At 39.6% G+C, this 13831-nt stretch carries 8 protein-coding genes; 4 read left to right on the forward strand and 4 right to left on the reverse strand.

Features of this window, described 5'->3' with window-relative positions:
* The first annotated feature begins 42 nt into the window (after positions 1 to 42).
* From SFA27_RS21915 to SFA27_RS21930, 4 genes are read left to right on the forward strand one after another with little or no spacing between them, the layout of a single operon-like run.
* On the forward strand, positions 43 to 3369 hold the full coding sequence (locus tag SFA27_RS21915; RefSeq protein ID WP_407294894.1) for a glycoside hydrolase family 38 C-terminal domain-containing protein: 3327 nt from the start codon (positions 43 to 45) through the stop codon (positions 3367 to 3369).
* 33 nt (positions 3370 to 3402) lie between these two features.
* Positions 3403 to 4341, forward strand: a complete 939-nt coding sequence (locus SFA27_RS21920) for an ROK family protein (protein ID WP_407294897.1) — start codon at positions 3403 to 3405, stop codon at positions 4339 to 4341.
* A 12-nt stretch (positions 4342 to 4353) separates the two neighbouring features.
* Positions 4354 to 6108 (forward strand): class I mannose-6-phosphate isomerase, encoded by a 1755-nt coding sequence (locus SFA27_RS21925; RefSeq protein ID WP_407294899.1) that lies wholly within the window; start codon positions 4354 to 4356, stop codon positions 6106 to 6108.
* 5 nt (positions 6109 to 6113) lie between these two features.
* The gene (locus tag SFA27_RS21930) at positions 6114 to 7466 is read left to right on the forward strand and encodes a sugar porter family MFS transporter (RefSeq protein ID WP_407294901.1); all 1353 of its coding nucleotides are present in this window, start codon (positions 6114 to 6116) and stop codon (positions 7464 to 7466) included.
* A gap of 93 nt (positions 7467 to 7559) precedes the next feature.
* Here SFA27_RS21930 and SFA27_RS21935 read toward each other — a convergent pair whose 3' ends face one another.
* The 4 genes from SFA27_RS21935 to SFA27_RS21950 form a co-directional block, all read right to left on the reverse strand.
* On the reverse strand, positions 7560 to 8057 hold the full coding sequence (locus SFA27_RS21935) for a phosphoheptose isomerase (RefSeq protein WP_047376315.1): 498 nt from the start codon (positions 8055 to 8057) through the stop codon (positions 7560 to 7562).
* 24 nt (positions 8058 to 8081) lie between these two features.
* A complete protein-coding gene (locus tag SFA27_RS21940) occupies positions 8082 to 10364 on the reverse strand; it encodes a GH92 family glycosyl hydrolase (protein WP_052184664.1) in 2283 nt (760 codons plus the stop codon).
* 21 nt (positions 10365 to 10385) lie between these two features.
* Positions 10386 to 11246, reverse strand: a complete 861-nt coding sequence (locus SFA27_RS21945) for an ROK family protein (protein WP_407294904.1) — start codon at positions 11244 to 11246, stop codon at positions 10386 to 10388.
* Positions 11247 to 11367: 121 nt separating this feature from the next.
* Positions 11368 to 13776, reverse strand: a complete 2409-nt coding sequence (locus SFA27_RS21950) for an endo-beta-N-acetylglucosaminidase H (protein WP_407294905.1) — start codon at positions 13774 to 13776, stop codon at positions 11368 to 11370.
* Between the last annotated feature and the right edge of the window lie 55 nt (positions 13777 to 13831).

A 13831-nucleotide genomic window follows, 5' to 3' on the forward strand; every position in this document is an offset into this window, starting at 1 on the left:
TATGTTCAAACATTCTAACATATAATTATAAAAACTAAGCTTATGTATAACAGGTATTTTATTTTGCTTGTATCTTTCCTGATAAGCAATATTGCATATGGTCAGAAAAAAGTGCCCTATTTTGGCAATATACAGCCTATAAACGGATACAACCGTGAAATAACGGGTGAAAACATCGATTATTTTTCTGCATTTCCGGATCATGCCACCCGTGCACTACTTACCCGTACCACGGATGGTGCAAAAACTATAGAATGGGAAACAGCTCCTGCACCACAAAAAAATACCGGCCCTTATGTATATTTCAGCTGGTTAGTTTCACATTCATCGGGAACCAGCGGAGGAATCCGAAATTTTGATCTGTACATCAATGATCAGAAAGCATTAACCCTCAGCACCTACCCTGCCAATCAACGTCCGGATTGGATTTCAAAAGCTGCTGACAGTACTGCTTTTGTATTCCATCAAACTAAAATGGACGGTCTGAAAGATTCTTATGGGATTGCATATCTGCGGGTTCCCATCAGTAAAATAACTCCAGGAAAACCTCTTCGTTTAAAGCTGGTAGGCCTGGCTCAAAACAGCCGGGATTGGTTTATGACTTATAAGTTTACTTTTGAGGAAAAAATAGACGCTTCTTCTACTCCCTTTATATTAAAAGACGGAAAACGCCTGATCAATCTTACTACTTTACATTTTGGTCCGGATCAGAAGATAACGGCAACAATAGATGGTAAAAACAATCATTCTTTCACTATGCCGGACGGAATCAAGACATTCGATATTCCTATTACATTATCGTCTGAAGGAGGTGAGGTACAACTGGTCGTAACCTCAGAAAAAAAAGAACTTCTCCGAAAAAATATTGAAGCCGGAAAAGTAGTGCCCCGTACACTCTATTTCATCCATCATTCTCATACAGATGTAGGATATTCTCATCTGCAGGCCGAGGTAGAAAAGATTCATACCCAGAATATCTATGATGCCATCAAAATGGTTGAAGAAACCAAAAATCTTCCGGAAGAAGCCCGCTTCAAATGGAATGTGGAAGCCCTTTGGGATGTGGAAAACTTTATGAAAAATGCAACTGCTGAGGAGAAAATGGCTTTTGTAAAAGCAGTAAAAGAAGGAGGAATAGGTCTTTCTGCCATGTACGGAAATATTTTGACGGGACTAAGCCAGCCGGAAGAACTTTTCCATTATACAGAATATGCCCAAAAACTTGAAAAAGAATTTGGCTTAAAGATCAACAGCGCGATGATGTCTGATGTACCGGGATTTGCCTGGGCATTAGTTCCGGCCTTAACTTCATCCGGAGTAAAATATTTTTCCAGCGGACCTAATTATTTAGGAAAAACCAATCCTTATCTGGGTGACCGAGTAGGAAATTTTGTGAAAAACTGGGGTGATAGGCCTGTATGGTGGCAATCTCCCTCAGGAAAAGAAAAAATATTATTCTGGACTGCAGGAAGAGGATATTCTTCATGGCACGGTGTGCATCCCGGAGCTGTATTTGAAACCGGACAGAAAAAAATTGCAGAATATCTGAATGATCTTACCCAAAACAATTATCCATATGATATGGTACAATGGCGCTATAATATTGTAGCAGATAATGGCCCGATAGATCCTTCCGTTTCCAGATTTGTAGATGAATGGAATAAAAAATATACTTCACCTAAAATCATACTAAGCACCAATGAAAAGATGTTTGAAGTATTTGAAAAAAAATACGGTAATCAGATTCCTGTAGTAAAAGGTGATATCAGTCCTTATTGGGAAGACGGTGCAATGTCTACCGCCAAAGAAGAAGGAATCAACCGGAACAGCAGCCTGAAGCTGCAACAGCTTACAACACTTTATGCTATGCTGAACCCAGCCCAATATAATCATCAAGGGTTTTATGATGCCTGGAGAAATGTTATTCTTTTTCATGAGCATACATGGGGGGCATTCAACAGTATTACAGCTCCGGATCTTCCGTTCGTGGCAGATCAGTGGAAAGTGAAAAGACAGTTTTCTCTTGATGGAAATTCTTTAGCGGAAAAGTTAGAAAAAGAACTGTTGCAGCCTCTTACTGATCCTTCTTCCAAAACAATTGCCGTTTTCAACACCTCATCATGGACAAGAAGCGGTATGGTTACAATTCCGGAAACGGTTTTGGGAAATGCTGTACAGGATATTTCCGGAAATAAAATTTCTCTTCAGAAATTGCAGAACGGAACCATGGTTTTCTTTGCTAAAAATATTCCTGCATTAGGATCTGCAACCTATACTGTCATCAAGAACAAAGCAGCAACATCAAATTCTTTTACAATTACAGACACCGGAATTTCCAATGGAAAAGTGTCTTTGACGTGGGATCTTAAAACGGGAAGCATTACCAGCTTTACAGATAACAATTCAACAAATTATGCAGGAAGCTTCAATGATCAGGGATTGAACAGCTATTGGTATGTTCCGGGATCTGATCCCAAAGAAGCTGTATCAAATGCTGATGTAAAGGTAAAAGTACTGGAAAATGGTCCTGTGATCGCAAGGGTTTCAATTACATCAGAAGCTCCCGGAACTAAAAAATTAGAAAGAATCATTACGCTTACAGCCGGAAGTGATGAAGTAGCGCTGGAAAATATTGTAGATAAAAAACCTGTTCGTACAAAAGAATCTGTTCATTTTGGCTTTCCTTTCAATGCCGATTTTAAAAATATCACCATAGATGCTGGTTATGGAACGATGAAATATCTTAAAGATCAGCTTCCCGGCTCCAATATGGATTACTGGTACAGCCGCCGCTGGGTAGATGCATCCTCCGCACAAAAGGGAATGCAGTGGATGATGCTGGAAACCCCATTGATTGAACCAGCAGAAATGATTGATGAAAGAATGACTATTGATAACAGCCACAAAAAATGGAAAGATCAGGGAACTCCGGGAACGACTCACTGGTTCAGCTATGCGATGAACAACTACTGGCATACTAATTATAAAGCAGATCAGGAAGGGCCGGTGCATTATCATTATACACTCCGCCCGCATCAAGCTTTTAATGCTGTAGAAAATGAAAAGTCTGCAACTGCTTTTACACATCCTCTTATCGCTATTCCTCTCAAAGAAAAATCACCTGCCGGAAAAAGTCTTTTCCGCATAAATAATGACAATATCGTAGTGACAAGTGTTACCCCACAGGAAGATAAGGGTTTTCTCATCAGGCTTTACAACCCTTCTGAAAAAGAACAGACTGCTGCTTTCTTATGGGAACAGCTTAAACCATCAAAGATTACTGAGCTTAAAAGCGGGAAAGTATTGTCTCCCGACGAAAAGATTAGTTTGTCCGGAATGGATGTAATAGAAATCAGAATAGCTCTTTAATTTTTTATTTTAAAACATTTAAAACAACAGCAGATGTCAAAGCCAGTAATTGCTATAGACATGGGTGGAACCAGAATTAAAACAGGAATCATTCAAGGTGATACTGTCTTATCTTCTGCATCCATTGATGCTCATTCCGGTAAAGGTCTCCGGCAGAGACTTCCTTTCATACAGGAAACTGTGGAAAACATGCTACATCAACTTGGACTTTCCACCGCAGATATTGCAGGACTGGGAATAGCTTCTCCGGGTATTGTGGACAGTATTCAGAAAAAAATTCTTTCTATTGATAAAAAATTCGGAGATGCTCCTGATATTGACCTGAATGAATGGTGTTCAAAGACATTTGATCTTCCTTTTACTATAGAAAATGATGCCCGATCTGCATTATTGGGAGAATGGAAATATGGAAATGCAAAAAACTATGACAATGTTGTCTTGATGACATTGGGAACCGGAGTTGGAAGTGCTGCTATTATAGAAGGACAATTGCTGAAGGGCAAGCATTTCACAGCCGGCATATTGGGTGGCCACTCTGTAATCAACTATAAAGGAGATTCCTGCAATTGTGGAAATAAAGGTTGTGTAGAAACTGAAGCTTCAACCTGGAATCTTCCGGCAATGGCAAGGTCACATAAAAATTTTATCGGAAGTAAACTGTCTGAATCTCTTGCTATTGATTATGAACTCGTTTTCAGACTTGCTGAAGAAGGTGATATAACCGCTTTACAGCTGCGGGATCAAAGTTTACAGGCATGGTCTGCATGTGCTATTAACCTCATCCATTCCTATGATCCGGAAGTCCTTGTACTGACGGGCGGAATTATGGGCAGCAGTTCACAGATTATTCCTTACATCAAACAATATATAGATACTCATGCCTGGACTCCGTGGGGAAAGGTACACCTTACAGAAGGAGCATTTTCCGTTACCGCAGCTTTGCTCGGAATTGCACATCTTGTTAATCATTAATAAAAAACCCGAATGAAATCAAATTTCAATAAGTTTCCTGTCATTAAAATACAAAACCATACCTGCGTAACAGGCTGGGAAAATATTTTCAGAGAAATTAAAAAAAATACGCCTAAAATAATTGCCATTGAATGTTATCCCGGAGTTTTTCTCCAAGAGATCATTACTTCTGTGCAGGAATTCTTAAATCCCGAGTGGATCATTGATACTTCAGAAGCAATGAAATCTGAAGACGACATTGCCGCAATGGTACAGGAATATGTTACAGATGATCCTGTGTTTGGCTATATCACACAGTTGCAAATGGAAGATTATTTTGATTCTTCAAAAGTATTGGAAATTCAACAAGAAATCGATAAAACCAAAGACTATACAGTAGTTATAGGGCCTGGAGCAACTTTGCTTACCAGCCAGCCTGATATTACCATGTATGCCGATATGCCACGATGGGAAATACAGATGCGTTTCCGAAACAACACAGCATGCAATCTGGGCAGAAGTAATTATACCGATGCTTTTTCTTACCAATACAAACATGCTTATTTTGTAGACTGGCGAGTATGTGACCGTTATAAAAAAAGAATTCTGAATACCTGTCATTTTGTTTTGGATACAACCATCCCTAACCAACCTAAAATGATAAGTACCGAGGCTTTGTTTCAAGCTCTTCAGCAAACGGTACAACAGCCATTCAGAGTAGTTCCCTTCTTTGATCCGGGGCCATGGGGTGGACAATGGTTGAAAGAAATCTGTGATCTGGACAGAAATGCGCCCAATTTTGCCTGGGGATTCGATTGTGTACCGGAAGAAAACAGTTTATTATTAGGATTTGGAGATGAGATTGTAGAAACCCCATCCATTAACCTTGTATTTTTCCAGCCGGATGCTTTACTTGGAAAAGAGGTCTATGAAGGTTTTGGGGATGAATTTCCTATTCGTTTCGATTTTCTGGATACCATGGAAGGTGGAAACTTAAGTTTACAGGTACATCCATTGAAAGAATACATCAAAGAAAAATTCGGAATGTCTTATACTCAGGATGAAAGCTATTATATGCTGGATGCCGGAGACGATGCTTTTGTATATCTTGGGCTGAAAGAAAATGTGGACCCTGATCGTATGATGAAAGCGCTTACTGCAGCTCAAAATGATCACCTCACTTTTGATGCTGAAGAATATGTCCAAAAATGGCCCGTCCGCAAACATGATCATGTATCAATCCCAGCCGGAACTGTACATTGCTCGGGAGCCAATTCTGTAGTACTGGAAATAAGTGCTACCCCTTATATTTTTACTTTTAAACTCTGGGATTGGGGAAGAATGGGACTGGACGGAAAGCCCCGCCCCATATCTCTTGAACACGGCAAAAACGTAATACAGTGTGACCGCACCACTTCATGGACCCAAAAGCACATCCTGAACCTCACAGAACAGGTTGCTGAAGGAGAAGGATGGCGTGAAGAACGTACCGGACTGGATGCCTGGTCATTTATTGAAACCCGAAGACATTGGTTTACCCAAAAAGTTCATCATCACACGGAAGGTATTGTGAATGTACTGAATCTGGTAGAAGGCCGTGAGGTCATTATTGAGAGTCCGGACAACCGCTTTGAGCCCTATATTATTCATTATGCTGAAACCTTCATTGTTCCTGCTCACGTGGGAGCTTATACCATTACGCCTCATGGCGAAAGTGCAGGTAAGGAATGTGTAACGATAAAAGCCAGTGTCCGTACAGAAATGATTGCAGGTAAGGTTTTAAAATAAACGGTATGTCAACAAACACCTCTTCAAATATTATTTATAAATCAACTCTGGTAGCTTCTCTAGGTGGTTTATTATTCGGCTATGATACTGCTGTGATCTCGGGAGCTATTGGTTTTATGAAGACTTATTACCAGCTTTCTGATGTGATGACTGGCTGGGTGGCTTCCTGTGCTTTACTAGGATGCATCATCGGGGCCATGTATTCCGGGAAACTCAGTGATCAGGTAGGAAGGAAAAAAGTATTAATGCTTTCTGCCTTGTTATTCACTATTTCTTCTGTAGGAACCGCCCTGGCTTCCAGCCTCTGGATTTTTGTTATATTCCGGATTATTGGCGGCATGGGAATCGGGATTGCTTCAATGCTTTCTCCGATGTATATTTCAGAAATGGCTCCTGCAGCTATTCGGGGGCGTCTGATATCGATCTTTCAGCTGGGAATTGTGACAGGTATTCTTGTTATTTATTTCGTGAATGCTTATATCGCAGGTATTCATGATGAAAACTGGAATATTTCTACAGGATGGCGCTGGATGTTCGGATCGGGAGTGATTCCGTCAATCATCTTTATCCTGTTACTGCTTACCGTACCTGAAAGCCCTCGCTGGCTGGCAAAACAGAAAAGGAATACTGAAGCATTAGGTATTCTTACCCAAATAAATGGATCAACAGCTGCTAATGAGGAACTGGAATCTATTACTGAATCTCTGAAAGATGAAACTCCATTTTCTTTTTCCAATATCAAAGAGCCGAAATTAAAAAGAGCCCTTATTATTGGTATTTTACTCGCTGTATTTTCACAGATTACGGGAATCAATGCCATTATGTATTATGCTCCTGAGATTTTCAAATCAACAGGTGTAGGATCTGATTCTGCATTTATACAGACCATTATGGTAGGCATTATCAACCTCATCTTCACTTTCGTGGCTATAAAATATGTAGATCTCTGGGGCCGGAAAAAGCTTCTTCTGCTGGGAATTTCCGGGATGGCTGCCTGTCTGTTTATTGTAGGTTTTGCTTTTTATACTCAGCAGCAGGGATATCTGGTGCTCATCGCAATCCTAGGTTATATTGCCTGCTTTGCCATGTCATTGGGGCCTTTGACATTTGTTGTGATTGCAGAAATTTTCCCTACAAAAGCCCGTGCTACGGCAATGTCTGCAGCTACTTTCTTTCTTTGGCTTGCCGTATTTCTGGTGTCTCAAACTTTTCCCGTTCTTATCGGATCTGTGGGAAATGCCTATACGTTCTGGATTTATATGACAGTTGCTATCATTACCTTATTCTTTATCTGGAAAATGATTCCCGAAACCAAAGGAAAAACGTTGGAAGAAATAGAAAGAAACTGGGAAGAATAAACACCTGTTTACAATTTCCGTTTCAATAAAAAATCCCGTTTTAGTGCTCTATGACTTACTAAAACGGGATTTTTACTATTTACTTATTTTGGATTATCTTCCAAAATCATCCTGTACTCTTACGATATCATCTTCGTCTGAAGGATTGGAGGCATCGGTGTGCTGCCAGATTTCAGCTACAATTCCCCAGCCTGCAAGACCTATCAGTCTGTGTCTTTCACCCTGCTGAAGTTTCACCTGATCTTTTGGACCATATTCTCCCAATTCTCCTTCTTCATCGGTATTGCTTCTTTTGATTCCTACAGTTCCTTCCACTACCTGCCAGATTTCGGCTCTTCTGTGGTGGTACTGCCAGCTTAATCTTGCTTCCGGAGCAACGATAAGAATTTTCGGACTCAACTTTCCTCCTATTCTCAGGTTGTCTACATCAATCCCATCAAAATACTGATTGGCAAAATCCTGAGCCTGTGTTTCATCAATTACAAAGAAGCCTCCCCATGGTCTTGTATCATCTTTTGCTGCGATGTTAAACCCCTGTCCCTGCAGCATACTCTCTACTCTCTCGAATATTTCTTTTTTTTCTGTACTCATACAGCTATATTTTTAATTTTAAAATTATTTATTTGATTCTTCTTTTGACATTGAATAGGGAAAATCTTTTTCCTGTGAACCTCTTTCTTTATTAGGTTTGTTATCCATTTTAAAATCTAAAACAGCTCCTTTCACAAGTTCTTTATGGCTAAGCCAGTTTTTAGAATAAGGCTGCTGGTTTACATTCAGTGATTTTACATATAGATTTTCAGCATTGTTTTCCGGAGCTTTTATTTCAATTTTCTTACCATTTTCAAGATGAATGGTAGCTTCTTTAAATAAAGGTGCACCTAATACATACTGATCCGTTGCAGGCGTTACCGGATAAAATCCTAGAGCAGAGAAAATATACCAGGCAGAAGTCTGTCCGTTATCTTCATCCCCACAATATCCGTCTGGTGTTGCATGATACAGTTTATTCATCACCTGTCTCGCCCAATATTGGGTTTTGTAAGGAGCTCCTGCATAATTATACAGATAAATCATGTGCTGAATAGGCTGATTTCCGTGAGCATACTGACCCATATTCATGATCTGCATCTCTCTGATCTCGTGGATCACGCCACCATAATAGCTGTCATCAAAAACCGGCGGCAATGAAAATACCTCATCTAATTTGGCTTCAAATTTCTTCTTCCCGCCCATCAACTCTGCCAACCCGTCGATATCCTGGAAAACAGACCATGTGTAATGCCAGCTGTTTCCTTCTGTAAATGCATCTCCCCATTTGAAAGGATTGAAAGGTTTCTGGAAATTACCGTCTTTATTTTTACCTCGCATTAAGCCTGTTTCCTTATCAAATACATTTTTGTAATTATAAGCTCTTTTCTTATAAATATCAATCTCTGAAGCAGGTTTTCCCAGTGCTTTTCCTAACTGATAGATTGAAAAATCATCATAAGCGTACTCCAATGTTCTTGCTGCATTTTCATTGATTTTCACATCGTAAGGTACATAGCCTAATGTATTGTAATATTCTACTCCTGCACGGCCTACAGCTTCTATAGGACCTTCATTATTCGCTCCGTGTTTTACTGCCTGCCAAAGTGCTTCCGTATCATATCCTCGAAGTCCTTTGATGTAAGCATCTGCTACTACGGAGGCAGAATTGTTTCCAATCATAATATCAGAATATCCCGGGCTGCTCCACTCTGGTAAGAAACCGCCTTCTTTGTAAGCATTGGTCAATCCTTCCTGCATTTCCACATTGATACTAGGGTAAACAAGGTTCAGGAAAGGATACAAAGCACGGAAGGTGTCCCAGAAACCAGTTCCTGCAAACATTCTTCCGTCAACAATTTTACCGTTGTAAGGGCTCCAGTGTTTTATTTTGTTCTGAGCGTCTACTTCATATAATTTCTGCGGGAAGAATAAAGTTCTGTATAGAGAGGAATAAAAGGTTCTCATCTGCTGATCGGTTCCTCCTTTTACGTCTATTTTTCCTAATGTTTTGTTCCAGATATTTTTAGCATCGGTTTTTACCTGTTCAAAATTTCTGTTTCCGATTTCTCTTTTAAGATTCAGTTCTGCCTGTTCAAAGCTGATGAATGAAGAGGCTACTTTTGCATAAACCGTTTCTTTATTTTTAAGTTTAAACCCTACTACAGCACCTGTATGATCGCTGGTGATTTCTAATTGATCATTGATCAGTTTATCGTCTTTCCAGGTTTTTGTCAGTTCAAAATCTTTATCAAACTGAATGACAAAGTAGTTTTTAAAGTTCTCATATTTCCCGGTAGAATATTTCGTTGTATATCCCAGAATTTTTCTTTCTTTTGGTAAAATTTTGATGTAAGAACCTTTGTTTAATGCATCAACCACTACGTAAGCACTGTCTGTCTTTGGAAAATCGAATTTAAAATAAGAAGCTCTTTCCGTAGGGGTAAATTCTGTGGTCACATTGATGTCAGCCAGATAAACACTATAGAAATAAGGTGTCGTAACCTCAGCTTTATGGCTGAACCAGCTTGCTCTGTCGTCTTCTTTAAACTTCACTTTTCCTACTCCCGGCATGATGGCAAATGCGCCATAATCGTTCATCCAGGGAGATGGCTGATGAGTCTGTTTAAATCCTTTTATTTTATCTGCATCGTAAGTGTATGCCCATCCATCGCCCATTTTACCAGTCTGTGGTGTCCAGATATTCATTCCCCATGGAAGTCCGACTGCCGGATAAGTATTTCCATTAGATAATGAAGGTTTGGATTGAGTTCCCATCAAAGGATTCACGTAGTCTACGGGAGATACATTCTGACCTAAAGCCCAGGCCTGTAATAAAAGTAAGCAAGTAGAAAATATAAACTTCATTGTATCTTTTCGTTTGTTCATTTATATAAGCTTTTTTAGTGCATAGCTGGCAGCTCCAAGAATGGCTGCATCTTCAAATATAGCCGAAATTTTAACCTGCAAGTTAATATTATTCTTTGTTAAATTCTGAATAAATCTTTGCTCAAAATGAGGATATGCTTTGGCAATATTTCCTCCTATAACTAAAACTTCCGGTTTGTAATGGTCTACATATCTGACAATAAATTCTGAGAAAGAGTCTGCATATTCATCAAATATTCTGGTTTGCATTTCAGCTGGTTTATCCAACAAATCTTTAGTTCCTGAAATTTCTTCTCCGGTAAGTTCTTTATAGCGGTTCACAAACCAACGTGTTGCCAGATAATCTTCACAGATAGAGTCCCTGAAAGGAGAATCCCATAAATCTTCATCCGTAGCAAACTCTCCGTTGAAGAAAGTTGTTCCCAATCCTGTTCCAAGAGTGACTCCAAAAATTCTGTTGAATCCCTGAGCACAGCCTCCAAATACCTCTCCTTCCATAAAGGCAGCAGCGTCATTTACAAAATGAATCTGTTTCTGAGAAATTCCCAGCCTTTTTGCCAGCTCTTCTTTAATATTGACCTGATAGATATCAATAAATTTTCCCTGCTGCATCAGTGATATTCCGTTGTTATAATCGAAAGGTCCCGGCATTGCAATACCAATTAAAAGATCTTCTTTTACCAGATCATGAGCCGCTTTATGAATAGCCGAAACCCATGCGGAGAAAATAACTTCTTTATTTTCAAAAGCATCTACATGTTCTCTTACATAGGTTGATGAAATGATTTCACGTTTTTCCGGATCTACCTGAGCCAGCGTGATATGCGACCCTCCAATATCTATTCCTACTATATTCTGCATTATTTATTATTTTAAATTCAAGACATTCCTCAGACTGAAAAAACAGACAAACAGAAGTACACCCCTGTCTGTCTGCTTCGTATTTCAGACTTATTTTAGCAACTATTTTATTATCTGAATCTTACTTCACAATTACTTTACCAGTTGATACTACTTTACCATTTACGGATGTAATTTTGTAAATATAAGTACCACTGATTAAATCCTGTGTATTGACTGCGTTATTATTTTGATTAATATTCTGTTTTTTGAACAGTTTTCCTGAAACATCATACAATGCCACTTCACTCGTTGAACTGTCACTGATAGCAAAATGAATATCATTTCCTCTTTTCACAGGATTCGGATAGACAGCGCTGTTCTCTTTTACAGATTCAATATCTTTTACTGCAAGAGAAGAAGTGCAGGCAACATCTGTTCTCCAGTTGGCATCTGTCATATTGATCAGGGTTGCAAAATGAGTGTTAGCCGTAGCATCTAAAGCTCCCATTCCACTTCCTTCATCCATTTTCCAGTTAGCTTCAAGACCCGTAGAATTGGCAGGAACATTACAGCTGTTGCTCAATATTTCCTGTGGTGTTAACGCTTTTTTCCAGACTCTGAATTCATCAAGAAAACCATTAATTGTACGGGAATTGTCATAATTTCTTCCCAGATAAAGAATTCCGTTTGCTGTAAAGTTACCCGTTACTGCAAAGCTTGCATCAAGGTTACCATTGACATAGATCTTCATTGCTGCACCATCATAAGTGGCTGCTATATGATACCATGTATTGGTATTGAATGCTGTATTGGTATTCAGTTTCACCTGTGATGAACCGAAACTCAATATAAACTGAAGTTTGTTATTCGCCAGGTTTCCGTCTCCGAAACGAAGCATAGCCGAGTTGTTATCTCCTACTTCAACACCCATCACTGACGAAATATACGGGAACCCTGTTTTGAACGCATTTACTTTTACCCATCCTTCAAAGGTTACCGCGTTTCCACTCAGGTTAAATTGTCCTGCATTAAGATAATGTGTACTTCCATTGAATGAAAGAGATCTTGCACCCGGACTTGTAACCGGAGCAAAACCACTATTGAATGATCCTTCTCCTGAATAGGTACTTGTAGTTCCTCCCGCACATGAAGCCTGTACTTTCCATACATAACTAGTATTGGCTGTCAGGTTTTGTAATGAATAGGAATTGGTTGTAATATTCGGAATTTCAGACCAGGTTGTAGCGGCGGCTGTTTTATACTGTAGTGTATATGAAGTTGCATTTCCTGCATCCCATGATAACTGAGCCGTATTACCAAGGAAACTTCCGGAAGTTAATCCTGATGGCGTAGTGCAGCCACTTCCGGAGTTAAACCTTGGTGCAAAAATATAAGTACTCGTCAATGTAGGAGAACAGTTGGACTGTATTCTCCAATCATAATTGGTATTCAGGGTAAGGTTGTTGATGACAATATTATTTCCTGAATAATTGTTAGCCACATTCGTCCATACCGTTGAATTGGCTGGTTTATAATCAATATTATAAGACTGGGAAGCATTGGAAGTCCAGTTCAGCTGAGCTGAAGTTCCTGTCACGTTGGAGACATCAAGTCCCAATGGCGGATCACAGGTTTGTCCCTGAGACCATGAATATAACTGACCGCTTAAGAGTGTATTTTCATTGTAGAGAATGTTAGAACCTGTGCTCAGATAGCTGGCTACATTGGTTCCCGGCAAATCATACCACATAAATACACCATATTGGTCATTTTTTGTACTGGTAGCTAAGCTTGCCAGTGTAGTGGCAGAAGTTGAGCTTGGATTCGAGTTTTGTATCCAGGTTGCAGCTGCAGAGATTTTGGATTTATCAAGAGGTGGAACAACAGGTGCGTTGTATGTACTGTACATGGCATTCCATGTGTAATTGATATAATTTCCTGCTAAATCTCCATTATAAGTTTGTCTGGTTGTAGCCGGACCGTAGTAGTAGAATGTAATCAGTTTATCCGGCATTGCCGCTTTCAATTCCTGCAAAAGCATTACGAAGGAGCTGTTATTTGGCTGTCCTGTTCCGTTATTTCCGTATCCTGCATATTCATCATCAAGGTCTACCCCATCCAGACCGTAGGTATAAACAGTGTGAGCGACCTGCAGAGCGAAGTCTTTTGCCGCCGCCTGGTTAGGAAAATTAGAAATTCCTGCTCCCTGATGATTTCCTAAAAGATCGAGTAATACTTTTATTCCTTTTTGCTGTAAAGGTTTTACATAGGTGTTAACATCATTCAGAACTTTGGTAACGTTGTTATTGTTTGAAATATAAGCCCGGTTTTTGGAAACATCGTAGTTGATATTCGCTGCAAAAATAATAGCAACATCAAAAAGCTGTCTGTTGGTATTCTGCAAAGTATAGGAACCGGCATTCAGCATATTATTGTTGTTCACTTCCACATAACAGACTCCCAAAGGATCAAGCTGCTGTGCTTTGAGCAGCGGGGCTGTCTGGAGCATCAGGGCCATTAAGGGAATAAAAAAGGATTTTTTTCTCATAGTATATCAATTTTGTAGTAGAAAAAATCATTGGGCCGAAGCCCAATGACTGAGT

Origin of the sequence: Chryseobacterium sp. HR92, from assembly GCF_045689405.1 — a bacterium.
Lineage (GTDB): Bacteria > Bacteroidota > Bacteroidia > Flavobacteriales > Weeksellaceae > Chryseobacterium > Chryseobacterium viscerum_A.

What these genes read in the sequence shown, in the direction of transcription:
- SFA27_RS21930 (WP_407294901.1), top strand. Translation starts at nt 6,114, where the DNA reads ATGTCAACAAACACCTCTTCAAATATTATTTATAAATCAACTCTGGTA.
- SFA27_RS21935 (WP_047376315.1), bottom strand. Translation starts at nt 8,057, where the DNA reads ATGAGTACAGAAAAAAAAGAAATATTCGAGAGAGTAGAGAGTATGCTG.
- SFA27_RS21915 (WP_407294894.1), top strand. Translation starts at nt 43, where the DNA reads ATGTATAACAGGTATTTTATTTTGCTTGTATCTTTCCTGATAAGCAAT.
- SFA27_RS21920 (WP_407294897.1), top strand. Translation starts at nt 3,403, where the DNA reads ATGTCAAAGCCAGTAATTGCTATAGACATGGGTGGAACCAGAATTAAA.
- SFA27_RS21945 (WP_407294904.1), bottom strand. Translation starts at nt 11,246, where the DNA reads ATGCAGAATATAGTAGGAATAGATATTGGAGGGTCGCATATCACGCTG.
- SFA27_RS21940 (WP_052184664.1), bottom strand. Translation starts at nt 10,364, where the DNA reads ATGAAGTTTATATTTTCTACTTGCTTACTTTTATTACAGGCCTGGGCT.
- SFA27_RS21950 (WP_407294905.1), bottom strand. Translation starts at nt 13,776, where the DNA reads ATGAGAAAAAAATCCTTTTTTATTCCCTTAATGGCCCTGATGCTCCAG.
- SFA27_RS21925 (WP_407294899.1), top strand. Translation starts at nt 4,354, where the DNA reads ATGAAATCAAATTTCAATAAGTTTCCTGTCATTAAAATACAAAACCAT.